21 protein-coding genes and 1 riboswitch are annotated in these 25,093 nt (G+C 53.8%); of the genes, 7 read left to right on the plus strand and 14 right to left on the minus strand.

Annotated features, from left to right (window positions below; translation table 11 throughout):
• Positions 1 to 136: 136 nt before the first annotated feature.
• Positions 137 to 2,167, minus strand: a complete 2,031-nt coding sequence (gene metG, locus N5923_RS14910; protein WP_267142554.1) for a methionine--tRNA ligase — start codon at positions 2,165 to 2,167, stop codon at positions 137 to 139.
• A 191-nt stretch (positions 2,168 to 2,358) separates the two neighbouring features.
• Between metG and apbC the strand changes: the two genes are divergently transcribed.
• Entirely contained in the window at positions 2,359 to 3,471 is a 1,113-nt protein-coding gene (apbC, locus tag N5923_RS14915) for an iron-sulfur cluster carrier protein ApbC (protein ID WP_267142555.1), read from the plus strand.
• 31 nt (positions 3,472 to 3,502) lie between these two features.
• Here apbC and N5923_RS14920 read toward each other — a convergent pair whose 3' ends face one another.
• A complete protein-coding gene (locus N5923_RS14920; RefSeq protein ID WP_267142556.1) occupies positions 3,503 to 3,928 on the minus strand; it encodes a GNAT family N-acetyltransferase in 426 nt (141 codons plus the stop codon).
• A gap of 307 nt (positions 3,929 to 4,235) precedes the next feature.
• Between N5923_RS14920 and N5923_RS14925 the strand changes: the two genes are divergently transcribed.
• From N5923_RS14925 to mltB, 3 genes are all read left to right on the plus strand, one after another.
• Positions 4,236 to 4,955: a helix-turn-helix transcriptional regulator gene (locus N5923_RS14925; RefSeq protein ID WP_267142557.1), complete on the plus strand. Its 720-nt coding sequence runs from the start codon at positions 4,236 to 4,238 to the stop codon at positions 4,953 to 4,955.
• Positions 4,956 to 5,268: 313 nt separating this feature from the next.
• Positions 5,269 to 5,859, plus strand: a complete 591-nt coding sequence (locus N5923_RS14930; RefSeq protein WP_267142558.1) for a hypothetical protein — start codon at positions 5,269 to 5,271, stop codon at positions 5,857 to 5,859.
• 90 nt (positions 5,860 to 5,949) lie between these two features.
• Positions 5,950 to 7,041 carry a lytic murein transglycosylase B gene (gene mltB / locus N5923_RS14935; RefSeq protein ID WP_267142559.1) on the plus strand — a complete coding sequence of 364 codons (1,092 nt, stop codon included), beginning with the start codon at positions 5,950 to 5,952 and terminating at the stop codon, positions 7,039 to 7,041.
• Between the two features lie 55 nt (positions 7,042 to 7,096).
• Here mltB and N5923_RS14940 read toward each other — a convergent pair whose 3' ends face one another.
• Both N5923_RS14940 and N5923_RS14945 read right to left on the minus strand, forming a co-directional pair.
• Positions 7,097 to 8,755, minus strand: a complete 1,659-nt coding sequence (locus N5923_RS14940; protein WP_267142560.1) for a methyl-accepting chemotaxis protein — start codon at positions 8,753 to 8,755, stop codon at positions 7,097 to 7,099.
• 194 nt (positions 8,756 to 8,949) lie between these two features.
• Positions 8,950 to 9,282, minus strand: a complete 333-nt coding sequence (locus tag N5923_RS14945; RefSeq protein ID WP_267142561.1) for an RcnB family protein — start codon at positions 9,280 to 9,282, stop codon at positions 8,950 to 8,952.
• Between the two features lie 251 nt (positions 9,283 to 9,533).
• A riboswitch (TPP riboswitch) is annotated at positions 9,534 to 9,635 on the plus strand.
• Positions 9,636 to 9,668: 33 nt separating this feature from the next.
• Between N5923_RS14945 and thiM the strand changes: the two genes are divergently transcribed.
• The 3 genes from thiM (at position 9,669) to fbaB (ending at position 12,485) form a co-directional block, all read left to right on the plus strand.
• Positions 9,669 to 10,463, plus strand: a complete 795-nt coding sequence (gene thiM / locus N5923_RS14950) for a hydroxyethylthiazole kinase (protein WP_267142562.1) — start codon at positions 9,669 to 9,671, stop codon at positions 10,461 to 10,463.
• Complete coding sequence (thiD, locus tag N5923_RS14955) at positions 10,460 to 11,260, plus strand: bifunctional hydroxymethylpyrimidine kinase/phosphomethylpyrimidine kinase (RefSeq protein ID WP_267142563.1); 801 nt, start codon at positions 10,460 to 10,462, stop codon at positions 11,258 to 11,260. Before thiM ends, thiD begins: the two co-directional genes overlap by 4 nt.
• Positions 11,261 to 11,432: 172 nt before the next feature.
• Entirely contained in the window at positions 11,433 to 12,485 is a 1,053-nt protein-coding gene (gene fbaB, locus N5923_RS14960; protein ID WP_267142564.1) for a class I fructose-bisphosphate aldolase, read from the plus strand.
• A gap of 148 nt (positions 12,486 to 12,633) precedes the next feature.
• On the opposite strand, the gene N5923_RS14965 is transcribed toward fbaB, so the two are convergent.
• From N5923_RS14965 to mdtD, 10 genes are all read right to left on the minus strand, one after another.
• Complete coding sequence (locus tag N5923_RS14965; RefSeq protein ID WP_267142565.1) at positions 12,634 to 13,320, minus strand: GntR family transcriptional regulator; 687 nt, start codon at positions 13,318 to 13,320, stop codon at positions 12,634 to 12,636.
• A gap of 87 nt (positions 13,321 to 13,407) precedes the next feature.
• Positions 13,408 to 14,871, minus strand: a complete 1,464-nt coding sequence (locus N5923_RS14970; protein ID WP_267142566.1) for a mannitol dehydrogenase family protein — start codon at positions 14,869 to 14,871, stop codon at positions 13,408 to 13,410.
• A gap of 45 nt (positions 14,872 to 14,916) precedes the next feature.
• Positions 14,917 to 16,203, minus strand: coding sequence for an MFS transporter (locus N5923_RS14975; protein WP_267142567.1), 1,287 nt, complete (start codon positions 16,201 to 16,203; stop codon positions 14,917 to 14,919).
• Between the two features lie 119 nt (positions 16,204 to 16,322).
• A complete protein-coding gene (locus tag N5923_RS14980; RefSeq protein WP_267142568.1) occupies positions 16,323 to 17,333 on the minus strand; it encodes a Zn-dependent oxidoreductase in 1,011 nt (336 codons plus the stop codon).
• A gap of 11 nt (positions 17,334 to 17,344) precedes the next feature.
• Entirely contained in the window at positions 17,345 to 18,559 is a 1,215-nt protein-coding gene (manD, locus tag N5923_RS14985; RefSeq protein WP_267142569.1) for a D-mannonate dehydratase ManD, read from the minus strand.
• A gap of 314 nt (positions 18,560 to 18,873) precedes the next feature.
• Entirely contained in the window at positions 18,874 to 19,773 is a 900-nt protein-coding gene (gene yegS, locus N5923_RS14990; RefSeq protein WP_267143543.1) for a lipid kinase YegS, read from the minus strand.
• Between the two features lie 308 nt (positions 19,774 to 20,081).
• Positions 20,082 to 21,416 (minus strand): prephenate-dependent tRNA uridine(34) hydroxylase TrhP, encoded by a 1,335-nt coding sequence (trhP, locus tag N5923_RS14995; RefSeq protein ID WP_267143544.1) that lies wholly within the window; start codon positions 21,414 to 21,416, stop codon positions 20,082 to 20,084.
• A 123-nt stretch (positions 21,417 to 21,539) separates the two neighbouring features.
• Positions 21,540 to 22,244 (minus strand): envelope stress response regulator BaeR, encoded by a 705-nt coding sequence (gene baeR / locus N5923_RS15000; RefSeq protein ID WP_267143545.1) that lies wholly within the window; start codon positions 22,242 to 22,244, stop codon positions 21,540 to 21,542.
• Between the two features lie 10 nt (positions 22,245 to 22,254).
• On the minus strand, positions 22,255 to 23,637 hold the full coding sequence (gene baeS / locus N5923_RS15005; RefSeq protein ID WP_267143546.1) for an envelope stress sensor histidine kinase BaeS: 1,383 nt from the start codon (positions 23,635 to 23,637) through the stop codon (positions 22,255 to 22,257).
• Complete coding sequence (mdtD, locus tag N5923_RS15010) at positions 23,634 to 25,046, minus strand: MFS transporter (protein ID WP_267143547.1); 1,413 nt, start codon at positions 25,044 to 25,046, stop codon at positions 23,634 to 23,636. Before mdtD ends, baeS begins: the two co-directional genes overlap by 4 nt.
• Positions 25,047 to 25,093: the final 47 nt, after the last annotated feature.

Raw genomic sequence — 25,093 nt, forward strand, 5'->3', positions numbered from 1 at the left:
CTGTTTTATAAGCCTTCATCATACGATGAAATTTTCAGGTGTGCTACCGGTCACAGTTTAGCGGGCGGCGAAAACGCCGCCCCTGGGTAAAATCTCATGCAGGGCGGCGTTTTCGCCGCCTGCAATTCACCGAAGATTATTTAACCTGCATACCAGGCTGTGCGCCACTGTCAGGGCTGAGCAGGAAGATATCCTTGCCGCCAGGACCAGCTGCCATCACCATGCCTTCAGAAATACCGAAACGCATTTTGCGCGGCGCGAGGTTGGCCACCATCACAGTCAGACGACCTTCCAGTACCGCCGGATCCGGATAAGCGGAGCGAATACCGGAGAAGACCTGACGGCTTTCGCCACCTAAATCCAGTGACAGACGCAGCAGTTTGTCAGAACCCTCAACAAATTCTGCTTTCTGAATCAGCGCAATACGCATATCTACTTTGGCAAAATCATCAAAATTGATGGTGTCCTGAATCGGATCGTCCGCCAGCGGACCGGTCACGGCAGGTTTAGCGGCGGCCGCATCTTCTTTCGAGGCTTCGATCAGGCCGTTAACTTTGTCCATTTCGATACGGCTGTACAGCGCTTTAAATCCGGCGATATCGTGATCCAGCAACGGCTGATGGATACCTTCCCAGCTCAGTTCCACATTCAGGAAGGCTTCAACGCGCTCGGCCAGCGAAGGCACGACCGGTTTCAGCCAGGTCATCAGCACGCGGAACAGGTTAATCCCCATTGAGCAGATAGCCTGCAGGTCAGCATCACGGCCTTCCTGTTTTGCCACTACCCACGGCGCCTGCTCGTCGACATAGCGGTTAGCCAGGTCGGCCAGCGCCATGATTTCGCGGATCGCACGGCTGAATTCACGGCTGTTCCAGGCTTCGCCAATGCTGGTTGCGGCATCGGTAAAGGTTTTATACAACGCCGGATCCGCCAGTTCAGCAGAGAGCTTGCCGCCGAAACGTTTGCTGATAAAGCCAGCATTACGTGACGCCAGATTGACCACTTTATTGACGATATCGGCATTCACGCGCTGGACGAAATCTTCCAGATTCAGATCAATATCATCGATGCGTGAAGAGAGCTTCGCTGCGTAGTAGTAACGCAGGCTGTCGGCATCAAGATGCTGCAACCAGGTGCTGGCCTTGATAAAGGTGCCGCGCGATTTTGACATTTTCGCGCCGTTAACCGTCACATAACCATGCACAAACAGGTTGGTTGGCTTGCGGAAGTTGCTGCCTTCCAGCATCGCTGGCCAGAACAGGCTATGGAAGTAGACGATATCTTTACCGATAAAGTGATAGAGATCGGCATCGGAATCTTTATTCCAGAACGCGTCGAAATCGATGTCGCCACGCTTGTCACACAGGTTTTTAAATGAACCCATATAACCAATTGGCGCATCCAGCCAGACGTAGAAGTATTTACCCGGCGCATCAGGAATTTCAAAACCGAAGTAAGGCGCATCACGGGAGATATCCCACTGTTGCAGGCCCGATTCGAACCACTCCTGCATTTTGTTCGCGACCTGCTCCTGCAACGCACCTGAACGGGTCCACGCCTGTAACATGGCGCTGAATTCCGGCAGATCAAAGAAGAAGTGCTCAGAATCGCGCATTACCGGCGTGGCACCGGAAACCACCGATTTCGGCTCAATCAGTTCGGTTGGGCTGTAAGTCGAACCACAGACTTCACAGTTATCGCCATATTGATCGACCGCCTTACATTTCGGGCAGGTGCCTTTGACGAAACGATCCGGCAGGAACATGCCTTTTTCCGGGTCGTACAGCTGTGAAATAGTGCGGTTCTTAATAAAACCATTTTCTTTTAAACGGCCATAGATCAACGATGACAGCTCACGGTTTTCGTCGCTGTGCGTCGAGTGATAGTTGTCATAGCTGATATTGAAGCCAGCGAAGTCAGTCTGATGTTCCTGACTCATTTCGGCGATCATCTGCTCTGGCTCAATGCCCATCTGCTGTGCTTTCAGCATAATTGGCGTGCCGTGTGCGTCATCCGCACAGATGAAATAAGCCTGATTGCCGCGCATTCGCTGGTAACGGACCCAAATATCTGCCTGGATATGCTCGAGCATGTGGCCGAGATGGATAGAACCGTTGGCGTACGGCAGTGCGCACGTTACCAAAATTTTTTTCGCGACTTGAGTCATAGTAGAACTTGCTTTCTTCTGGTTTAAAAAGGGCTTTAGATGGTAACCGAAAGGCCGACCCTGCGTAAACAAAGGGTTTGAGCTGTCGGGGGGAAAGCTTAAATTTCCATGGCTTGCCATGCCATTACAGCCACATCTGGTATGCTTAGCAACAGCAACAACATTTACCACCAGATTATCAAGGAGCCGGGATGAATTCAGGAAGCCAGGGTCAGCACACGCCGGAGAGGTTGCGTGCCATGGTGATGGGCGTGTTGACCGCATTTGAACATCCGACGCTGCAACACACTCTGACCAAACTGAAAGCATTGCACCATGTGGCGCTGATGGATAACACGCTGCATATCGAACTGATCATGCCGTTTGCCTGGCAGAGCGGGTTTGACGTATTAAAGGAGCGCAGCAGCGCTGATTTACTGCGGATAACCGGCGCCAGCGCGATTAACTGGCGTTTAAGCCATAATATCGCCACCCTGAAACGGGTGAAAAACCACGCTGGCGTCAACGGGGTGAAAAATATTATTGCGGTAAGTTCCGGCAAAGGCGGCGTCGGTAAATCGAGCACCGCGGTCAATCTGGCGCTGGCGTTAATCGCTGAAGGAGCGAAGGTTGGTATTCTTGATGCCGATATCTACGGGCCTTCGGTACCCAATATGCTGGGCACTGAAGATCAGCGACCTACCTCGCCCGACGGTACCCATATGGCGCCGATTATGGCGCACGGGCTGGCGACCAACTCAATTGGCTATTTAGTGACCGATGATAACGCCATGGTGTGGCGCGGGCCGATGGCCAGTAAGGCGCTGATGCAGCTGCTGAATGAAACCCTGTGGCCGGAGCTGGATTATCTGATTCTTGATATGCCGCCAGGCACTGGCGATATTCAGCTGACACTGGCGCAGAACGTGCCGGTTACCGGTGCAATTGTAGTGACCACGCCGCAGGACATCGCTCTGATCGATGCACGTAAAGGCATTGTGATGTTTGAGAAGGTCAATGTGCCGGTGTTGGGGGTAGTGGAGAATATGAGCGTGCATATCTGCAGCCACTGCGGCCATCATGAAGCGATTTTTGGCAGCGGCGGCGCGCAGCAGCTGGTGGAGCGTTATAACACCCGCCTGCTAAGCCAGCTACCGCTGCATATCACCCTGCGTGAAGATCTGGATGTTGGCGAACCCACGGTGATCCGTCGTCCGCAGAGTGATTTTACCGCGCTTTACCGTCAACTGGCTGGCGCGGTTGCAGCACAGCTGTACTGGCAGGGTGAAGTGATTCCGGCTGATATCGCTTTTCGGGCTGTGTGACAGAATTGCGGGATGCCTGGTATTCCGCAATTTACGTTCGTTTATGATGCATCAACATATACTCACCCTGTTCACTCTCGCCGGTTGCCACTTCAAGCCAGCCATGCTGCAGATAAAATTGTCGCGCCGCCTGATTAGCCGCCAGACATTTCAGCGCGCCGGTCGAGGTAAAGCTTTGCTCAACCGCCTGTAACAGCGCGCTGCCAACGCCACGGCGCTGAACGTCGGGGTCGACAAACAGGCTGTGCAGGAAATTATCATTGTCCAGCACCGCGGCAAATCCCAGACGATGTCCATCTTCTTCTGCCACCAGAATGGTTTCCCCCAGCGTGACGCGATCAAAGTCCTCCAGCCGCCAGCCACTGCTATCCAGCCAGTGCCAGCTGGCCTTACGTGAAGCCAGAAATAGCGTGCGTAAAAAAGGGCGGTCGGCTTCAGTAAAGGGGCGGATATGCACGTGTTTCTCCCGAGATTATGAGATGTTTATGCTTTCTGTTAATCCTTTTATAGAGGAAAAAGCAACAATAAATATTCATTAATGATTCTGAAAGTACTCATAATGTCTACGCTAAGATACATTAAAATTACTTCGCAGAATAATTAAAAATAAAGCAACTACTTTGCGACTGAGATTTTAATATATAAAATGTTAACTCGATCAATGTAATTTTTCCTGATTTGAATTGTAATCATACATATGAAGCGCAAACGTAGAAAGTGTCAGGCCTATTTTATTATCACTGGCTTGCCAAAGGAGATAGTCAATGAGTAAAGGTTTTTTCGCAGATGTTGAGAAAAATAGAAATATAAGTGAGATTCTACAGAGGCGCTTGGAGAAGTATGGGGAATTGCATTATGCTTATGGCGTAATGAATAAAAGAAATGCAGATGAAATGATCATCATTAGTGATATGCCTGATGATGTCGTTGATAATTATCTTAATGAAAAATACCAAAATATTGACCCAGTCATTATCAATGCATTGAGTCGACTTTCACCTTTTTCTTGGGATGAAAGTTTAATGATTAATTCTCAGTGGACGGTTAGTAAAATTTTTCAACCAGTAAAACCTTACAATATCATTAATGGTTATGCTTTTGTGTTGCATGATCAGAATAATAATTTGGTTGTGTTATCTTTATTAATAGATAGCCTTTTAATGTCTGAAACTGAAAGTAATATTAGGATGCATAAAGATGAGATTCAAGGAGTTTTGATTTATATCCATGAAATGCTGCTCAATCTTTACCAAAATAGAAATGAGATTGCTAAAAATGCACTTTCTTCGCGTGAAACTGAAGTGCTTTACTGGAGCAGTACAGGAAAAACCTATTCTGAGGTGGCAAATATTTTACAAATTACTGTTAGCACGGTTAAATTTCATATGGCAAATATTGTAAAGAAAATGGGTGTGAAAAATGCAAAACATGCCATTAGCTTAGGAAACGAACTCAATATTGTTTTTCCTCCGTTAAAGAAATAACGATCAAATTCACCTGGTTCCCTGAATTAGTCCCCGCAATCATGTGTGCATTAATATTTATTGATTAGATATAAAAATTTTTGGTCTTGTGATTCTCGAAAAAATAGACATGCATATTGTTTTTTTGCTAAAGTATATTCTATTTGGTTGGTTGCGTGAAGTATTTTGATACTTAAAATTTCAGTCCGGTTGTTAATTTCCTTCTCGGAGTATGCAATGATATGAGTACCTTTTTTATTAAAGATAAAATGGTGTTTAATAATGGTATTTAAGTTTTTTATTATTCAAATGCTAACTATTAAGGGAGGTGAAAATGATATGTAGGCATGCCAAACGTTCGGATCTTGACAAGGTATGTGACTTACTGGCTGCTGAGTTTTATAACGATCCTGTACATAAGGTTGTATTCGCCACCCTGGAAGATCGTGTTGATGTATTACGGCGTTTTTTTCGTATATACGTCAATCTTGCCAACGACTGCGGCGGTACGCTTCTCGCCGAAAATGACGCTGGTGCCTTGGTTTATTTTCGGCCTGAAGCAATAGAAATGATTAGTAAAAATCACGCCGCAGTCAATAATCAATTAATTGAGGTGTGTGGTTCAAGCTTTGCTACTGCATTAGCCTATATAAATGGACTCGACCATTTTCATCCCCGGACTCCACCGCATTACTATATCTCTCTTCTTGCCGTCAATCGCCAGAGCCGCGGTGGGGCAGTAGTAAGAGATTTATTCCGTGATCTGCATTCCATACTCGATAAAGATCACTTTCCCTGTTATGCAGAGTGTACAAGGTTTAGCACGCGAACCTTGCTCAGGCGATGGGGTTATCGTGATGCCGGTGCCCCGCTATGCATTGAGGGTTTTCCTGAACTTTATCCAATCTGGCGTGAGCCTCAATAAATAGACGTAGCAGTCAGCTGTGGTGTAAGCGCATATCAGTAATCTATAGTATAGTTTTGACAATTTTTGGTTCGGCTATCTGGATTTTGCATGCGTTCACTTGTCACTCTGTTACCGCTTATCACTCTACTGGCTGCCTGTAGCAGCAAACCGACGCCTCCGGCGGAGCAGCGCTCTGGCAATCCGTTCAGTGGCTCCGCCGCCACGGCGCCCGGCGGCGGATTTATCCTCCAGCCATCGCACAATATACATCCATTAGGCGGTGATTTTGCCGGTAACCCGGCGGCCGAGCGTTTTATCGATAAAATGGTCAGTAAGCATGGCTTTGACCGCCAGCAGCTACATGATGTGCTGGCGCAGGCTAAACGCCTCGATAATGTGCTGCGGTTAATGGACCGTCAGGCGCCGAGTTATCAGGCACCATCCGGGCCAAACGGCGCGTGGATCCGTTATCGTGATAAATTTATTCAGCCGAATAACGTGAAAAATGGCGTCGTGTTCTGGAATCAGTATCAGGACGCGCTGGAACGTGCTCAGCAGGTGTATGGCGTGCCGCCAGAAATTATCGTCGGTATTATCGGTGTGGAGACGCGCTGGGGTCGGGTAATGGGGCGCACCCGTATCCTTGACGCACTGGCGACACTGTCGTTTGCCTATCCGCGTCGTGCGGAATACTTTAGCGGCGAGCTGGAAACTTTCCTGCTGATGGCGCGCAACGAGCAGGATGATCCGCTGGATCTGCGCGGCTCCTTTGCCGGCGCGATGGGGTACGGACAGTTTATGCCGTCGTCATTTAAACAGTATGCGGTGGATTTCAACGGCGATGGTCATATCAATCTGTGGGATCCGGTCGATGCGATCGGCAGCGTGGCGAACTACTTTAAGCAGCATGGCTGGCAGAGTAATCGCTCGATTGCCGTGCCTGCCAATGGTCAGGCGCCAGGACTGGAGAGCGGTTTTAAAACCCGTTACAGCCCGTCAGCGCTGATGAAAGCAGGACTCAGCCCGCAAACACCATTGCAGGATAACCAGCAGGTCAGCTTGCTGAAATTTGATATGGGAACCTCGTATCAGTACTGGTACGGCTTACCGAATTTCTATGTGATTACCCGCTACAACCACAGTAATCACTATGCGATGGCGGTCTGGCAGTTGGGTGAAGCAGTCGCGCTGGCGCGCTAAAGCGATAGCGGGCAGGGGAGCGAACTCCCCTGCTGCAAAACGGGCGTCTTCTTAATCAGAAGGTTTCCCAGTTACCATTGTCGACGCTGGCTGGCAGCGCTTTCACCCTGTTCACCGCAGGCGTAGCGGCAACGACTGCCGGCGCCACCTGATGATATTTAGCAATTTTAAATACCGCTACCGCCTGTGACAGGCGACTGGCCTGTGACTCCAGCGAAGCCGAAGCCGCAGTAGATTCCTGCACCAGCGTGGCGTTCTGCTGGGTAACGCGGTCCATTTCATTAACCGCCTGACCAATCTGATCGATACCGCGGCTCTGTTCGTCCGAAGCCGACGAGATTTCACCCATAATATCGGTCACGCGCACGACCGCGCTGACAATCTCCTGCATCGTTTCACCGGCGCTGGCGACCTGATCAGAACCGACATTAACGCGTTGTACTGAGTTCTCGATCAGCGCTTTAATCTCTTTGGCCGCCTGCGCACTGCGCTGTGCCAGATTACGCACTTCACCGGCCACTACCGCAAAGCCACGACCCTGTTCACCGGCACGTGCGGCTTCTACCGCCGCATTCAGTGCAAGGATATTGGTCTGGAAGGCGATGCCGTCGATGACGCTGGTGATATCGGCAATTTTCTTCGAGCTGTCAGCGATATCATGCATGGTTTTCACCACACCGCTGACCACTTTGCCACCTTTGTCGGCAGTTTCAGAAGCGGATTTCGCCAGATGCGCGGCCTGGCGGGCGTTGTCGGCATTCTGTTTCACCGTCGCGGTTAACTCTTCCATGCTGGCCGCAGTTTGCTCCAGAGAGGCCGCCTGCTCTTCGGTACGTGACGACAGATCGGTATTGCCGGTGGAGATTTCACTGGCGCTGCTGAAGATGGCATCGGAACTGTCACGCACATTGCTGACAGTGACAATCAAAGCCTGCTGCATCTCCGTGAGATTATGCGCCAGCATCGCCATTTCACTGCGTCCGCTCAGTTCCAGCTGACGTGAAAGATCACCAGCGGCAATGTTCTGAATCTGCGTTTGCAGTTGTGCCAGCGGTTTCAGCAATATTCTGCGCACCAGCATCCAGACTGCAGCAACCAGCGCCAGCACCAACACCGCCATGCCCGTCAGCACGCCGACCATGGTCGTAAAGCCGCTCTCATTGTTGGCGATACCGGCATCAAGCAGCAACTCATTCTGCGCGCGCCACTTTTCATAGCTGGCTTCGAGATTGTCCTGTACTTCCTGTGCCTCCAGGTTGCCGTATGCCGCGTAATTGTTGGCTTTAAGGTATTCGCCAGACATTTTCATCACGTCATACATGGCCTGATATTTTTTCTCAACGTCGCTGGCGACTTCCGCGCTCTGCCCTGCGACCATCGCTAACGCCTGGTAGCTGGCAAAATGCCGGGCGGCGTCTTTCAGCGTGTCGTCCGCAGCCGCCAGCAGTTTCTGCATTGCAGCCACTGATGCCGGATCGGTTTGATTCTTAAGAAAACGAATCGCTACCCGGTTGATGGTGACACGGGTTTTTACCAGCGTTTGCCAGGCATCGCCAAGCTGGCTCTGCTGACGAGACAACACGCTATTGGCGGCGAAATTATTTTTATCGCCATAGATAGCTTTCAGAAACAGCGATCCAGAAACCAGCTGCAGCCCGCTGAATATCACCAGGATAAGGACAATAGCCGTAACAACTTTTATGTTCTTTAGCATAACGATGACTCGTAAGAGGAGGAGGCCTGTATGATCATTTATCGACGGCGGGCTGAACGATCTTTAGGCGCTCCACCGCAAATCAGCAAAATAAAGCGTGCTGGCGAGGTGGGTGAGAAAGGGAGAAGGGAGAATTGCTTGTGGTGGCGCGGAGTTACGCACTCCTTTTTTACTATCTGGAGTGCGTGGCTGATTTAACGCTGATAATAAATATTGCCATCATAGGCTTTAATAATTTTACCATCAGTATCGGTAATCAGGACGTAATTACTGCCCATATAGGTCCAGTGGGTTCCCTCGTCAGGCGCGGGCAGGTTACGTGCCTGCCACTGCTTAATATTGTATTTCTGGCTGCGATACAGCGCCGGAGCCGTGTCACCGATAGTGTATTTGGTAAAGTCAGCGACAAATTCCTGTAACTGATACTTCTGCTCATTATCTGACGGCGTCGCCAGCTGCGGTGTGGCAAAGGCGGCACTCGCCGTTGTCAGTAATGCACCCAGCAGTATCATTTTTATTTTTTTCATACCCTCTCCACGTTATTTAGGGGTTATGCTCAGCCCGAGCCTGTACCGGCCCCCGATTCCCTATCATTTCTGCACTGCGCCAGACTGGCAAGTTGAAATATGTGTTTAACAATTACAGGGAGTTAAACATATAAGCCAGCAGAAATGTGTTATCACAGGTTAATGCAGGATGGCAAGACGTTTACAACGCGCGGGCAGAGCTTTATCCTGAAGGCTGGCTGGCGTAACTGCCAGCGACAATCTACAGAATTATCAATGACTCGGGGTGCCGTTCCGTAACAGGAACCGGCTGAGAAAAACCCGTCGAACCTGAACTGGATAATGCCAGCGGAGGGAAGTCAGATGCCTGTCCGCATCGCCTTCCCGATCGCCGGTTGGGAGTAGTTATGCATCATCAACCTGATCCTGTCTGCGGCGCAGCTGTCGCCGCATCCCTCTCCCTGTTTCGTCAGCATGCGCCGCTGGTGCACTGTATGACCAACGATGTGGTGCAAACCTTTACTGCGAATGTGCTGCTGGCGCTGGGCGCATCACCGGCGATGGTGATCGATGCTGAAGAAGCCGCACAATTTAGCGCGATTGCTGATGGCCTGTTAATCAATGTCGGCACACTAACCCGTGAACGCGCCAGCGCAATGCGCGCGGCAATCGACGCCGCCAATAAAGTCAATAAACCCTGGACGCTCGATCCGGTCGCGGTCGGCGGTCTGACCTTGCGCACAGCGTTTTGCCAGGGATTGCTGCAACTGCGACCACGCGCGATTCGCGGCAATGCTTCGGAAATTCTGGCGCTGGCGCAGCATGCGGGGCAGGGGCGCGGCGTCGACAGTTTACACGATTCAGCTGCGGCACTGGCCGCCGCACAGCAGCTGGCGCGCAGTAGCGGCGCAGTGGTGGCGGTGACCGGAGCTGTGGACTATGTCACTGACGGCACGCGTACGCTGGCGGTGGCGGGTGGCTCACCGCTGATGACGCGGGTGGTTGGCACCGGCTGTGCGCTCTCCGCCGTGGTGGCCGGTTTTGCCGCCTTACCGGGCGATACTCTGCAACATATCGCCAGCGCCTGCCGGGTGATCTCCTGCGCCGGTGAGCGCGCCACGGCCAGCGCTCAGGGACCGGGGAGTTTTATTCCCGCTTTTCTTGATGCGCTGTGGCTGCTGGATGCGGAGGCCCTGCGATGAAAAGAATTAACGCCTTAACCATTGCCGGAACCGATCCCAGTGGCGGCGCCGGTATTCAGGCGGATTTAAAAGCCTTTTCGGCGCTTGGCGCATACGGCACCAGCGTGATCACTGCGCTGGTGGCGCAGAATACCCGTGGTGTGCAGTCGGTATATCGCATTGATGCCGAATTTGTCGGCGCCCAGCTTGATTCAGTGTTATCTGATGTCCGTATCGATAGCGCCAAAATAGGGATGCTGGCAGATAGCGATATCGTCGAAGTGGTTGCCGGACGCTTACAGCAGGCGGCGTTGCCATGGGTGGTGCTGGATACGGTGATGCTGGCGAAAAGCGGTGATCCGTTGCTGTCGGTAGCGGCTGTGGCATCGTTACGTCAGCATTTATTGCCGCTGGTCTCGCTGATTACCCCTAATTTACCGGAAGCGGCGGCGCTGCTGGATTGCCCAATGGCGCGCAATGAGCAGGAGATGTGTGAGCAGGGGCGCGCGCTGTTAGATCTTGGCTGCCAGGCGGTGCTGATTAAGGGCGGTCATCTCAGTGAGCAGGAAAGTCCGGACTGGCTGTTTACCCGCGATCTGCAGCAGCGTTTTACCGCACCGCGCGTACACACCCGTCATACCCATGGCACTGGCTGCAGCTTATCGGCGGCGCTGGCGGCGCTGCGTCCGCGTCACAGCGACTGGTCGGCGACGGTGGCGGAAGCAAAGCAGTGGTTGCAGGGCGCGCTGGAGCATGCGGATTCGCTGGAGGTCGGGCAGGGAATTGGGCCAGTGCATCATTTTTATCGCTGGTGGTAGGGCGTAATGCCAGGCTGATGCTTTTTTTACTGCGGATCGTTCTGAAAAATGGAGTCAGCAATTTGCCTTAAGGGTCAGGTTGGGTCCAGGCTGTTGTGGGTCGGCGCAGGCCGATGGTCGGGCTGAAGCGGCTGAACCGTTTTGGCCCATCACTTATTTTTCAGGAGCTAACATGACGGACATCGTACAGTTATTGGGCAAAGAAGCTGATGAACTTCTGCAACATCGCTGCATGACCATTCCAGCGGAAAGCCTGTATTTGCCAGGCGCGGATTATGTTGATCGGGTAATGATCGATAACAACCGTTCTCCTGCGGTACTGCGCAATATGCAAACTCTGTATAACACCGGGCGGCTGGCGGGCAGCGGTTATCTGTCGATTCTGCCAGTGGATCAGGGGGTTGAACACTCAGCAGCGGCATCATTTGCCGCCAACCCTCTCTACTTTGATCCGAAAAATATTGTTGAACTGGCGATTGAAGCCGGGTGCAACTGCGTGGCTTCCACTTATGGCGTGCTGGCATCGGTGTCGCGTCGCTATGCGCACCGTATTCCGTTTATGGTTAAGCTTAATCATAACGAAACCCTCAGCCTGCCAACCCAGTACGATCAGACCCTGTATGCCAGCGTCGAGCAGGCGTTTAACCTCGGTGCGGTGGCGGTTGGCGCGACCATTTACTTTGGTTCTGAGCAGTCGCGACGCCAGATTGAAGAGATCTCCGCCGCCTTTGAGCGCGCCCATGAGCTGGGCATGGTGACGGTGCTGTGGGCGTATCTGCGCAATAACGAATTTAAAAAAGATGGCACTGACTATCATGCCAGTGCGGATCTGACCGGTCAGGCTAACCATCTGGCGGCGACCATTGGTGCGGATATTGTGAAGCAGAAAATGGCGGAAAATAATGGCGGCTATCAGGCGGTGAAATTCGGTTATACCGATGAGCGCGTCTACAGCAAGCTGACCAGCGAGAACCCGATTGATCTGGTGCGCTACCAGCTCGCCAACTGCTATATGGGGCGCGCCGGTCTGATTAACTCCGGTGGCGCCGCTTCCGGTGATACCGATATCGCCGAATCGGTGCGTACCGCAGTGATCAATAAGCGCGCTGGCGGTATGGGGCTGATTCTCGGTCGTAAGGCGTTTAAAAAGTCGATGAAAGAGGGCGTGGCGCTGATTAATTCAGTGCAGGATGTTTATTTGTCGAAAGATGTGACGATTGCCTGATCGGCCTGGTTTTCTTGCTATTTTGCACGCGGGCAGTGCTCGCAATCCTCACATACTTAAGTATGCTGCGGTTGCTGTGCGCTGGCCGCGTACAAACCAGCTGCGACACCGACGGCCGCTCGTCAGCGCAGCCGTGTTGATATGAAGTTTATGCCTGCTCAAACCAGTCGCTATTCTGCGCGGCAATCGGCGTGATGGAGAAGATCATCTCCTGCAAATGACGGCGCAGCGCGCTTTCGGCGGCGTCAGGATCCTGATCGACAAGTGCCTGATAAATCTGCTGATGCTGCTCAATCAAACTTTCCGGTGGCGAGACTTCGCTCAGGGTGAGAAAACGCACCCGGTCCATGGTCGCTTTAATATTTTCTACCGTTTCCCACGCCAGCTCGCAGCGAATACTCTGCGCGATCAGACGGTGAAACTCATCGTCCAGCAGTAAAAATGCCTGACTGTCATGACGCTGCGCCGCCAGCCGTTGCAGCTGCAAATTATGCTCCAGCTCGCTAAGGGCTTGCGGGGTGGCTTCCTGTGCTGCACGGCGCACCACCGCCACTTCCACGGCTTCGCGGATAAAACGGCCATCGGCTACGCGCTGAGCAGAGATTTTACGCACAAAGGTGCCGCGCTGTGGCAGCACCTGAACCAGTCCGGCTTCTGCCAGCTTAATAAAGGCTTCGCGCACCGGCTGACGTGAGACGTTAAAGCGGGTGGAAACCTCTTTCTCTGACAGCAGTGCGCCCGGATGAATCGCGCAGGTGACAATATCCTGACGCAAAAAGCGGTAGATCTGCTGATTCACCGGTTCGCTGGCAGTTATGGTGTAAGAGCTCGACATTCAGCAACATCCTTTTTGCGGCTAACACACAGGTCAACCTTGCTGGAAAGCTTTCAGTCTAAACAGCCCGTTGCGCCAGCGCCAGCATTAGTCGCTGGCGATCAGCTGTTTTACCGTCTCTCTGGCACCCAGGGTTTGCAGCTGCTGGTAAAAGTGGTTTACACGCGCCACCAGCAGTGGCTGTGCCGCCAGATCGTCGCCAAACAGGGTTGTTATCGCCAGCAGGGCGGCGACACGCTGCGGACCTTCCGCGGTTTCGGCAACCCGTCGGGCGATCTCATCCTTTAACGGATCATTAATCACAATCGCCGCGCCTTGCTCATCAACCCCGCTGACATAACGCATCCAGCCCGCCACACCGAGCGCCAGCAGCTCAAAGCGGCTGCCGTTGTTCAGGTGCCAGCGAATGCTGTCAAGCCAGCGCTGCGGCAGTTTCTGGCTACCGTCGGTGGCAATCTGGTAAGTGCGATGTTTAATCGCGCGGTTCTGATAGCGTGCAATCAGTGAATCGGCGTAGGCGGTCAGATCGACATGCAGGGTACACAAGGTCGGCGCCTGTTCCGCCAGCATCAGCTGACGCGCGGCAATCAGGTAGTGCGGATCGCCCATACAGTCGCTGATATGCTGATAGCCGCCAAGATAGCCGAGATAGGCCAGAAACGAGTGGCTGCCGTTAAGCATCCGTAATTTCATCTGTTCGTACGGCAGCACATCGGCCACCAGTTCCGCGCCCGCTTTTTCCCATGCCGGGCGGCCGCTGACAAAGTTATCCTCAATTACCCACTGAAAGAACGGTTCACAGACCACGCCAGCCTCATCGCGGCAGCCCAGTTTTTCGCTCAAAGCGGCCAGGGTTTCCGGCGTCATCGCCGGGACAATGCGATCGACCATGGTCGAAGGGAAGCTGAGGTGGCTGACGATATACTCTGCCAGTGCGTTATCTTGCTGGCGCGCCAGTTCTGTAATCACCGCGCGGGTGACGTGACCATTTTCCGGCATATTATCGCAGGACATCACGCTAAAGGGCGCGAGACCACGCTGCTGACGGCGTTTAATCGCCGCCAGGATCACGCCGGGCAGTGACACCGGGCTGTCGGGATGGGCCAGGTCGTGCTGAATGGAGGGATGGTCGAGGTTCAGCGTGCCGCTGGCAGGGTGATGGCAGTAACCTTTTTCAGTCACCGTCATGGAGACGATAGCCACATCCGGCTCACTTAACGCTGCTATAACTGCTTCAATGCCATCACTCTGTCCGTGCAGCGCGGTATTGATCACGCCGATCACCCGCGTTGACAGGCTGTCATCCGCCATTTCTGACACCGTATACAGCAGCGATTGCGCGCGCAGTGCCGCAATCAGTTCACCGCTATTCAGATTTACTTCGCAGTAACCCCAGTCGCTGCCGTAGTCGCTGGCCAGTTTATCGCTGCACAACGCCTGATGCGCGCGATGAAACGCACCAAAGCCAATATGTACCATGCGGGTGCGCAGACGGGAGCGATCGTAACCGGGAAGCTGGACGTCTGGCGGGAGCTGTTCGAGGCTAAGCATAGTCAATCCTTGTCGTGAGTAGGGCGCTGAACGCGCCCTGAATAATCAGACCGAAACGGCGTCTCCGCTGTTGGCTTTCGGGCTTTTAATCAAGAACAGCACCAGGAAGGCGCCAAGGGCGGCAACCACGCCGGCCAGCACAAAAGCGCTGTCAAATTTTCCGGTGTTCTGCACGATATAGCCGGTGGCAATCGGGCCGATAATGCCGGAAATGCTGCCGATAAGATGGATAAAGCCGCTAATACCGCCGACGCGGCTTTTATGCACCACATCCTGAATAATCGCCCAGTAAATGGCGCCGGTGATATACAGGAAGAAGATCGATACCGACATCAACACCACGGCGGAAGTAACCTCTTTTACCGTACCCGCCAGTCCGACACAAACTGCCGCCGCCAGCAGTGAGACCACCAGCACAATTTTCCGCGACAGCAACAACTTACCGGTGACCTTAAAGATCTTATCGGAGATCAGGCCGCCCAGCGCCAGGCCGACAAAGCCAACAATCCACGGGATCATAGTGGTGATACTCATCTCTTTAATATTCAGGCCGTGAGCCTGCACCAGGTAAGCCGGGAACCAGCTGAGAAAGAAGAACAGAATATAGTTGTAGCAGAAGAAGGCGAACGCGGTGACCAGAATAATCGGCTGACGCAGATAGTAGCCAAGGCCGTGAGCGGCCTGCGCCAGATCCTCTTCGGCGCTGATCTGCTCCTGCTTCAGTTTCTCAATCAGCGTACGTTCATCAGCGGAAACATGCTTACTTTTCGCCGGATTATCCGCCGAGATAAAGAACCACACCACCATCCAGACGATACCGATGCAGCAGATAATCATAAACGCCGGGCGCCAGCCGAACGACAGCGCCAGATAGCCAATAATCGGTCCGGCTACCGCGCCGCCGAGAGGTGAACCGGCACTGAGAAAGCCCATGGCGGTGGCGGCCTGTTTCTTCGGAAACCAGCCGTTAATCGCTTTGTTGGCGGAGGCGCAAATCGGTCCTTCGGCCATGCCAAACAGCACACGCAGAATCAGCATCGACCAGAAGCCGGTGGCAACGGCGGTCAGGCCGCAAAACAGCGACCACATACCGACCGCCACGCCGAGCACCAGCGTCGGGCCATATTTATCGGTAGCCAGGCCGCCAATAAAGTTAAACAGTGCATAACCGAAGAAGAAGCTGCCAAAAATCATGCCGAACTGTTCAGCATTCAGCAGCAGATCTTTTTCAATCATCGGGACAGTCAGGGAGAGGGCGACACGATCGAGGTAGTTAATCATGTAGACCAGAAACAGCAGCAGCACGATAGTCCAGCGCAGGTTCTTGAACATAATGACTCCGTAGTAATTATAATATGCAGGTACAGTTTTCCCGGTCTACCCGTCATACTTCGAGCTACAGATGAGCGGGCTTGCCGCCTTCCTGTCGCTCGAATTATTTAGGGTAAATATCAATCTACTTTTAAAATCACCTTGCAGCAGCTGCGTGGCTGCTTTTCAAATAGCGTCATTGCCTGTTCCACATCACTGAGCGCAAAGGTATGGGTGACCAGTTTTTCCGGGTGAATCAGCCCCTGTTCCATCCAGCTAATGACCTGCGGGAAACGCTTGCTGTTCAGTCTTGAAGTAAACAGCGACAGCTCTTTGCTGGTCAGACTTTGCTGCGTCAGCGTGCAGGGTTCGCCGGAAAAACCGAGCAAACCAATCCGCGCCGCTGGCGAGGCCAGCGCCACCGCTTCGGAAAGGATCGCCGGGTGGCAGGCGGCATCAATAATCAGCGTTGGCTGGACGCCACCCAGCTGGGTCGCCAGCGGTTGTTCGCTGTTGTCCAGCACCCGATCGGCACCGCTCTGGCTGGCCAGCGCCAGACGTTCTGGCAGACGATCAACCACGATCACCTGTTGTACGCCATACACGCCTTTCAGTACCTGAACAGCGGTCAGCCCCATCGGACCGGCGCCATAAATCAGCGCGATATCGTTAGCGGCCGGTTGCAGAAAAGCAGTGATATTGGCGGCAATGGTAAAAGGCTCCACCAGGCTGGCCAGCGTGTCGGGAATGCTGGCCGGCAGGGTGTGAGCGTTAGCGGCTGGCGCCAGCGCATACTGACTAAAGCCGCCATCGCGATGCACGCCAATTACCTGTAACTCGCTACAAACATTCGGGCGACCCACGGAGCAGGGATAACAGTGACCACAGCTGACCACCGGGTCCACCGCCACCCGTTCGCCGAGGCGGACGACATCGACATCTTCACCAACCGCATCAATCACGCCAAAGAATTCATGGCCAATAACGCGTGGATAGCGGGCAAAGGGATTGTGACCGTGCCAGATATGCACATCGGAACCGCAGATACTGGCATAACGCACTTTTACCCGCACTTCGCCACGGGCTGGTTGCGGGATGTCGCGTTTTTCCAGCGTCAGCACGCCCGGACGTTCAATCACTACTGTGTTCATTATCAGCTCCTTTACCAGTTCCACAGGGTGCCATCTTCGAGGCGCGCCACCGGCAGATAAGCGGGCTCATAGGGATAGCGGGCCGCCAGCTTTTCGTCGAACTCGATGCCGAGGCCCGGCTTATCTCCCGGATGCATATAGCCGTTATCGAAGCTCCAGCTATGGCCGAACACTTCCAGCATCTGTTCGGAGTAGCCCATATACTCCTGCACGCCAAAGTTCGGCACCCAGAGGTCAAAGTGCAGCGCCGCCGCCATACAAATTGGTGACAGATCGGAAGGGCCGTGCGAGCCGGTGCGCACCTGATACAGTGAGGCAAAATCGGCGATGCGGCGCATACCGGTAATCCCCCCGGCGTGGGTGATGGTGGTGCGGATATAGTCAATCAGCTGCTCTTCAATCAGCTGTTTGCAATCCCAGATGCTGTTAAACACTTCACCGACCGCAATCGGGGTGACGGTATGCTGGCGGATCAGGCGGAAGCTCTCCTGATTTTCTGCCGGGGTCGGATCTTCCATCCAGAACAGGCGATAATCTTCGACGCTTTTACCAAAGCGCGCAGCTTCAATGGGTGTCAGGCGGTGGTGCATATCGTGCAGCAGATGTTCATCAAAGCCGAATTTATCGCGGATGGCTTCAAACAGCTTTGGCGTAAAATCGAGATATTTTTCGGTCGACCACAGCTGCTCTTCCGGCCAGTTGCCTTTGGTGGCGGGTTCATAGGCCAGTCCTTTACCTTTCGCCATCCCGTAGGTGGTTTTCATCCCCGGCACGCCGCACTGGGCGCGAATGGCTTTAAATCCCAACTCTTTATGGCGGGCGTAGTCGTCCATCACTTCATCAATGGTGTGACCGGTGGTATGGCAGTAGACCATCACGCCGGTACGTGAGGCACCGCCCAGCAGCTGATACAGCGGCATATTGGCGGCTTTGCCTTTGATATCCCACAACGCCATATCAACCGCAGAAATCGCCGACATGGTGACCGGTCCGCGACGCCAGTAAGCGCCCTTGTAGAAGAACTGCCAGATATCTTCAATCTGGTGGGCATCGCGGCCGATCAGCTGCGGACAGACATGATCTTTCAAGTAGGAGGCCACCGGCAGTTCGCGGCCATTGAGCGTGGCGTCACCGATACCGGTTAATCCTTCATCGGTGGTGATTTTTACCGTGACAAAATTTCTGCCGGGGCAGGTGACAAACACTTCTGCGTTAATAATTTTCATCTTAATAACCTTGTAGCCACATTCGATGATGAAAAATTACGCGCCTTTATACTACCATACAAGTTCGGGCGGTGGATTTTGCGGCAGGGATCACGTTGTGCTGTGTGTGAGGAAGAGCGACGAGAACGCCGTCGTCATGTTTTGTGCAAATGTTTACTACGGGCGGCGAGAACGCCGCCCCTACAATAACTAGCCTGTAGGGGCGGCGTTCTCGCCGCCCGTGTCGTGGATATGCACGGTTTTGATGACGGCGTTTTCGCCGCCCGTGTCGCGGATATACACGGTTTTGATGACGGCGTTCTCGCCGCCTGTGATTAAGTCAGCAACTCGCACGATGGCGGTAAACGACATTGCAGGGCATTTGGCAATATTTCGATGCGGAATTCACTGCCGCTTAGCGGTTCGCCATCAAGGTTAAACGTCATCTCATTTGGCGAGCGGATGGTCAGCCACGGCAGCGAAGCGGAAATAATATTGGGATTATCATCATCACGGGTCAATGAGTGCAGCAGCGTCGGTAAAATCTCCTGCGAGGTAACAATACTCAGCTCCAGTAAACCATCATTAATCAGCGCGCCCGGACAGAGACGCTGTCCGCCGCCTGCCTGACGGCCATTGCCGATACCGATGACCAGCGCATCGCCCTGCCAGCTGAAATCCGGGCCGCTGATCTCGCAGCTGTCCGCTTTTAACTGATCCATACGCATCAGGCCGTGAATAAAGTAAGAGACGCCGCCAAGCGCCGACTTCAGTTTTTCCGGGGTTTCAGTGGTGATTTTGGTGCCGAAGCCGCCGGTCGCCATATTGATAAAGTAGCGCTGCTGATTCACACAGGCCAGATCGATATCAACCGCTTTACCGACAATCGCCAGACGCAGTGCCTGCTCCATGCCTTCGGGCACTCCGGCGCTGGTGGCGAAATCGTTGGCGGTGCCCAGCGGCAGAATCCCCAGTACCGGCGGTGTCACATTCTCCAGCTGCGCCAGCGCGGTGGCTATTTCATTAATCGTGCCATCACCGCCGCCAGCAACCACCGTTTCTGCATTCAGCTGCACCGCTTCCTGCACATAGCGTGCGCCATCCCCCTGTTCCCAGGTGACCCGCACTGCAATGTCATAGCCTTCATCACGCAAAGTGGTAATCGCTGCGCGCAGATCTTCGTTACCCGCGCCTTTGCCATTTAAAATCACCAGCATAAGTGCCTGCTTTTCCATTATTATCCCTTCTGTTGCGCTGGCCATAATGGCCGGAAAAATTGAAATTATTAGATGTATAGCACATCGGGAAGGAAAGGTTTACTGCAAGAGAGGGCAGAGTTACCTGCAACAGAAAAAGAAAAACCCGCACGGGGGAGCCGGGCGGGCGAATGAGGTGGTTCCTGTAAAACCTTGCTTTTTTTATTGCTCGTTTTAGCAAGCGAGATACTAGCGATAAAAGCGGCAAGGTAATGTGATCAAATTCTAATATCTGTAACAACAGGTGAATTAAACCTGGCGTAATCTCACATATGGTGTAGTGCCAGTTATTCTGACAGATTACGCATCAGCAGCGCGTAACTGAGATCGATCTCGTCCGGGATCGGGATCCAGACAAAATGGCCGTTGCCGGGCGCGACGGTTACCGCCTGCGCTTTGCTGTTTTCCATCTCATTCAGGTGGAAAGTGACATTGCCGGCTGGCGTCATCATCTCCAGACTGTCGCCGACCAGAAACTTATTCTTCACATCCACCTGCGCCAGCGCGCCACGCCGTTCGCCGGTAAATTCACCCACAAACTGCTGGCGGTCCGACAGCGAGTGACCGGTTTCATAACTCTGATAGCTGTCATGAGTGTGGCGGCGCAAAAAACCTTCGGTATAGCCGCGATGCGCCAGCCCTTCGAGCGTCTCCAGCAGGCTGTTATCAAATGGCTTACCGGCAGCGGCATCGTCAATGGCGCGGCGATAGACCTGCGCGGTGCGCGCACAGTAGTAGAATGACTTGGTGCGCCCCTCAATTTTCAGCGAATGCACGCCCATCTTGCTCAGACGTTCAACGTGGGCGACAGCACGCAGATCTTTTGAGTTCATAATATAGGTGCCGTGCTGATCTTCGAACGCCGACATATATTCACCCGGACGCTGTGCCTCTTCGATCATAAAGACTTTATCGGTGGGCTGACCGGCACCAAGGGTGGGTTCCACGGTTTTCACCGGGATTGGCTGGTACTGATGGACAATATTGCCGACCTCATCCTGTTTACCTTCCTGCACCTTATATTCCCAGCGACAGGCGTTGGTGCAGGTGCCCTGGTTCGGGTCGCGTTTATTCAGATAGCCAGACAGCAGACAGCGACCGGAGTAGGCCATACACAGCGCGCCATGGACGAAGATCTCCAGCTCCATTTCCGGCACCTGCTGACGAATTTCCTCAATCTCTTCCAGCGACAGTTCACGTGACAGAATCACCCGCGTCAGTCCCATCTGTTGCCAGAATTTCACCGTTGCCCAGTTAACCGCATTGGCCTGCACCGACAGATGTACCGCCATCTGCGGAAAGGCTTCACGCACCAGCATAATCAGGCCAGGATCGGACATAATCAACGCATCAGGCGCCATTTCAATCACCGGGCGCAGATCGCGGATAAAGGTTTTCAGCTTGGCGTTATGCGGCGCGATATTAACTACCACATAGAACTTTTTGCCCAGCGCATGTGCCTCAGCAATGCCGCTGGCAAGGTTCTCATGATTGAATTCGTTATTGCGCACCCGCAGGCTGTAACGCGGCTGACCGGCATACACCGCATCTGCACCATAGGCAAAGGCGTAACGCATATTTTTCAGCGTTCCGGCCGGAGAGAGGAGTTCCGGTTTAAACATGTTTTTCTCAGTCTGATGTCAGGTCAGAACGGCTGCAAGCCGTTAGCCGACAAATAATTTGCCGGCCTTACAAAATGTGCGGGGATTGTAGGAGGTTGAGACGATTATGTAAATTGACGTGGATCAAACCAGGCGACAGATATCCGCTTCCCAGCGGTAGCCCATACCGTAGACCGCGCGAATAAATGGCTGCTCACTGTCGAGCGCTTCCAGCTTACGGCGCAGGTTTTTAATATGGCTGTCGATGGTGCGGTCGGTGACCACGCGGTAATCGTCATACAGATGGTTCAGCAGCTGTTCGCGTGAGAACACTTTGCCCGGTTCCTGCGCCAGCGTTTTCAGCAGGCGAAACTCGGCTGGGGTCAGATCAAGCGGGCGATTGCTCCAGCTGGCCTGAAAACGTCCCTCATCGACCAGCAGCAGCGAGGCTTTCTGCACCTCTTCCGGCGAGCTTTTTACCCGGCGCAGAATGGTTTTCACCCGAGCCACCACTTCACGTGGACTGAAGGGCTTGCAGATATAGTCATCAGCACCAATTTCCAGCCCCAGCAACCGGTCAATCTCTTCGGTTTTGGCCGTGACCATCATAACCGGCAGCTCGGAAAAACGACGGATTTCGCGGCACAGGGTGAGTCCGTCAGTGCCGGGCAGCATCAGATCCAGCAGGATCAAATCGGGAGGCGTCTGCTGTACATAGCTGATCACCTGCGCGCCATCGGCAATATGGTGGGTGCGGTAGTTCGAAGCCTGTAAATAATCGATTAACAGCTGGGCCAGTTTCGGCTCGTCTTCCACTACCAGAATCATTGGTTCGTGATATTCAGTCATCTTCTCTTATTCAGTTGGCGTCGAGCGGCAAGATTACGCTAATACGTAAGCCGCCCAAATCAGAGTGGTCTGCACTGAGTGTACCACCATGTGCTTCAACAATGTTTTTGCAGATCGCCAGTCCCAGCCCGGATCCGCCGCTGGCACGATTACGCGAGCCTTCTGCTCGGTAAAAACGTTCAAAAATCTGCTGCCGCTGCTCATCGCTGACGCCGGGCGCTGTATCATCAAAATGTAGCACTATTTTACCAGGTTGCTGTTGCAGCGAGATTTTCAGTCCACCGCCTGCATCGGTATAGCGCAGGCTGTTCTCCATCAGATTGCTGAACAGCTGCATCAGGCGATCGGCATCGCCAAACAGTGCCGCTTCCTGCGGTAGCGACAGGGTTAAAGCGAGCTGACGGCTGGCAAAGCGGGCGCGGAAGCTCCCGGCAACCACTTCCAGCAGCGAAACCACATCGGTGGCGGCTTTGCGATAAGCCAGCGCGCCTTCATCAGACAGCGACAGCTGATGTAAATCGTCCACCAGTTTGGTCAGCGTCACCACTTCCGCCTGTAATGAAGCGATGGCGTCGGGGGTCAGCTTGCGTACGCCATCCTGCATCGCTTCCAGCTCGCCGCGCAGGATCGCCAGCGGCGTACGCAGCTCATGGGAGATATCGGCCATAAAGGCGCGACGCATACTCTCGTTTTTCTCCAGTGAGCTGGCGAGGCGGTTAAAGTCCTGCGCCAGCCGCCCCAGTTCATCACGGCTGCCGACCTCAACGCGGGTGGCGAAATCCCCGGCCGCCAGATGATGGGTGCCTTCGACCAGCCGCCTGACCGGCGCCAGCAGGCCGCGCGACATCAGCCAGGTGACCGCGGCGGCTAGCAGCGTCGACAGACCGACAATCAGCCAGCTGGTGCGCCGCTGCTGCTGGTCAAAATTAATATCGGTGCTTCGGGTGATGCGCTCAGATGGCGATCCAATCACCCAGCCGACCACTTTATTATTGCTGGTGGTGATATTACGCCGGGTACCTTCCTGCGGCACCGGCGCGCGCGGCCCCACCAGCACGCGATACTGCTGGTCAATAATCCAGAACTGGGTGCGCCAGCCATGCGGCGGCAGCGGTTTATTGGCATCCGGATTCTGCTCCAGTGAGCGCAGGATGGTAAACACCAGCTTGTTATTATTGCGCAGAAAATCCCAGTCGCCATGCTGCTCATACTGATCGGCCAGCGCATCGCTTAACAGCGCCAGACGCTGCTCATTGCCGCGTTTAATGTAGTCAATAAAGCCATGTTCAAAGCTGAGCCGTACACCCCAGTGCATAATAATCAGCACCAGCATGCAGGTGGAAAAGATGGCGAGAAACAATTTGGCGCTGATGCCGATACGCATTTTTCTCATGGTTGGTTCTTTCTCCTGCGCGCAAGCGTCACATTTTTGCTGATATCAGTGGGCACCCGCCAGAACACCAGCGCCGGCAAGGCAATGACCAGCGCCATACAGAGGTAGGTATAGATAAAGGTCTGATGCGCCATGGCGCTGTCGGCCACCGCATGATGACCAAAGGCACCCAACAGCAGACCCGCCACCGTAACGCCAATACTCATCGACAGCTGCTGTACCATCGACATCAGGCTGTTGCCGCTGGAGGCCAGCTCATCCGGCAGATCTTTCAGCGTCAGGGTATTCATCGCCGAGAAGCGTATTGCATTGACCATCCCTTGTAAGAACAGCACCAGCGGCAACAGCCAGAACCAGCCCAGCAGCGCCACCAGCGGGAACAGCACCACCACCAGCGCCAGCGCGAGTGTCGAGCCGGTCAGCACATTGCGATAGCCAAAGCGATTAACGATCTGCACGACGATACGTTTCATCCCCATATTGCCCAGTACCATCGGTATCATCATCAAACCGGCATGCAGCGGGCTGTAGCCCATACCGATTTGCAGAAACAGTGGCGTCATAAATGGCAACATGGCGCTGCCGATACGCCCGGTAAGACTGCCGAGCAGACCAATCGAGTAGATACGGTTATCAAACAGTTTCAGGCTAAACAGCGCCCGGTCATTGCCGCGCGCATGCAGCAGATAGAACAGCAGCGAAAACATCCCCACCAGGATAAACATTCCCAGCAGCAGCGGTGAGATTCCTGAGCCGCGCGGCCCATCCAGCGCCAGCGTCAGGGTCGCCATCCCGGCGGCCAGCAGCACAAAACCGGTGAAGTCAAAGCGTCGGGCGGGCAGGGTGTAATTCGGCATCAGGGTCATGGTGGCGATGGCGCCGATAATGCCGACCGGGATATTAATCAGGAAGATCCAGTGCCAGCTGGCGTACTCCACCAGTACGCCACCGAGCGCCGGGCCGATCAGCGGACCAATCTGGCCGGGCAGGGTAACAAAGGTCATCGCTGCCATATACTGGTCACGCGGCACAATTTTCATCACCGTCAGGCGGCCTACCGGCACCATCATCGCACCGCCGATGCCCTGCACCACGCGCGACATTACCAGCTGATCGAGGGTGCCGGACAGGGCGCACAGCAATGAGCCAAGGCTGAACAGCAGGATGGCGACAAACAGAATATTACGCACGCCAAAGCGGTCGGCCAGCCAGCCGCTGACCGGCAGAGTGACCGCCACCGTCAGCACATAGGAGACGATCACCGAATGCATATTGAGCGGACTGACGCCAAGATCGCGCGCCATCGATGGCAGTGCGGTGTTGACGATGGTGGTATCCAGCGTCTGCATAAAAAAACCAAAAGCGACAATCCACAGCTGCCAGCGTACCGTCGCAGGGGTATTACTCATGGGTTAGGGTTTCCTGGATGTTTAATACGAACGGCGAAAACCCCGCC

Source organism: Winslowiella arboricola (assembly GCF_025527015.1).
Taxonomy (GTDB): Bacteria; Pseudomonadota; Gammaproteobacteria; order Enterobacterales; family Enterobacteriaceae; genus Erwinia; species Erwinia arboricola.

What these genes read in the sequence shown, in the direction of transcription:
- metG (WP_267142554.1), bottom strand. Translation starts at nt 2,167, where the DNA reads ATGACTCAAGTCGCGAAAAAAATTTTGGTAACGTGCGCACTGCCGTAC.
- apbC (WP_267142555.1), top strand. Translation starts at nt 2,359, where the DNA reads ATGAATTCAGGAAGCCAGGGTCAGCACACGCCGGAGAGGTTGCGTGCC.
- N5923_RS14925 (WP_267142557.1), top strand. Translation starts at nt 4,236, where the DNA reads ATGAGTAAAGGTTTTTTCGCAGATGTTGAGAAAAATAGAAATATAAGT.
- N5923_RS14930 (WP_267142558.1), top strand. Translation starts at nt 5,269, where the DNA reads ATGATATGTAGGCATGCCAAACGTTCGGATCTTGACAAGGTATGTGAC.
- mltB (WP_267142559.1), top strand. Translation starts at nt 5,950, where the DNA reads ATGCGTTCACTTGTCACTCTGTTACCGCTTATCACTCTACTGGCTGCC.
- N5923_RS14940 (WP_267142560.1), bottom strand. Translation starts at nt 8,755, where the DNA reads ATGCTAAAGAACATAAAAGTTGTTACGGCTATTGTCCTTATCCTGGTG.
- N5923_RS14945 (WP_267142561.1), bottom strand. Translation starts at nt 9,282, where the DNA reads ATGAAAAAAATAAAAATGATACTGCTGGGTGCATTACTGACAACGGCG.
- thiM (WP_267142562.1), top strand. Translation starts at nt 9,669, where the DNA reads ATGCATCATCAACCTGATCCTGTCTGCGGCGCAGCTGTCGCCGCATCC.
- thiD (WP_267142563.1), top strand. Translation starts at nt 10,460, where the DNA reads ATGAAAAGAATTAACGCCTTAACCATTGCCGGAACCGATCCCAGTGGC.
- fbaB (WP_267142564.1), top strand. Translation starts at nt 11,433, where the DNA reads ATGACGGACATCGTACAGTTATTGGGCAAAGAAGCTGATGAACTTCTG.
- N5923_RS14965 (WP_267142565.1), bottom strand. Translation starts at nt 13,320, where the DNA reads ATGTCGAGCTCTTACACCATAACTGCCAGCGAACCGGTGAATCAGCAG.
- N5923_RS14970 (WP_267142566.1), bottom strand. Translation starts at nt 14,871, where the DNA reads ATGCTTAGCCTCGAACAGCTCCCGCCAGACGTCCAGCTTCCCGGTTAC.
- N5923_RS14975 (WP_267142567.1), bottom strand. Translation starts at nt 16,203, where the DNA reads ATGTTCAAGAACCTGCGCTGGACTATCGTGCTGCTGCTGTTTCTGGTC.
- N5923_RS14980 (WP_267142568.1), bottom strand. Translation starts at nt 17,333, where the DNA reads ATGAACACAGTAGTGATTGAACGTCCGGGCGTGCTGACGCTGGAAAAA.
- manD (WP_267142569.1), bottom strand. Translation starts at nt 18,559, where the DNA reads ATGAAAATTATTAACGCAGAAGTGTTTGTCACCTGCCCCGGCAGAAAT.
- yegS (WP_267143543.1), bottom strand. Translation starts at nt 19,773, where the DNA reads ATGGAAAAGCAGGCACTTATGCTGGTGATTTTAAATGGCAAAGGCGCG.
- trhP (WP_267143544.1), bottom strand. Translation starts at nt 21,416, where the DNA reads ATGTTTAAACCGGAACTCCTCTCTCCGGCCGGAACGCTGAAAAATATG.
- baeR (WP_267143545.1), bottom strand. Translation starts at nt 22,244, where the DNA reads ATGACTGAATATCACGAACCAATGATTCTGGTAGTGGAAGACGAGCCG.
- baeS (WP_267143546.1), bottom strand. Translation starts at nt 23,637, where the DNA reads ATGAGAAAAATGCGTATCGGCATCAGCGCCAAATTGTTTCTCGCCATC.
- mdtD (WP_267143547.1), bottom strand. Translation starts at nt 25,046, where the DNA reads ATGAGTAATACCCCTGCGACGGTACGCTGGCAGCTGTGGATTGTCGCT.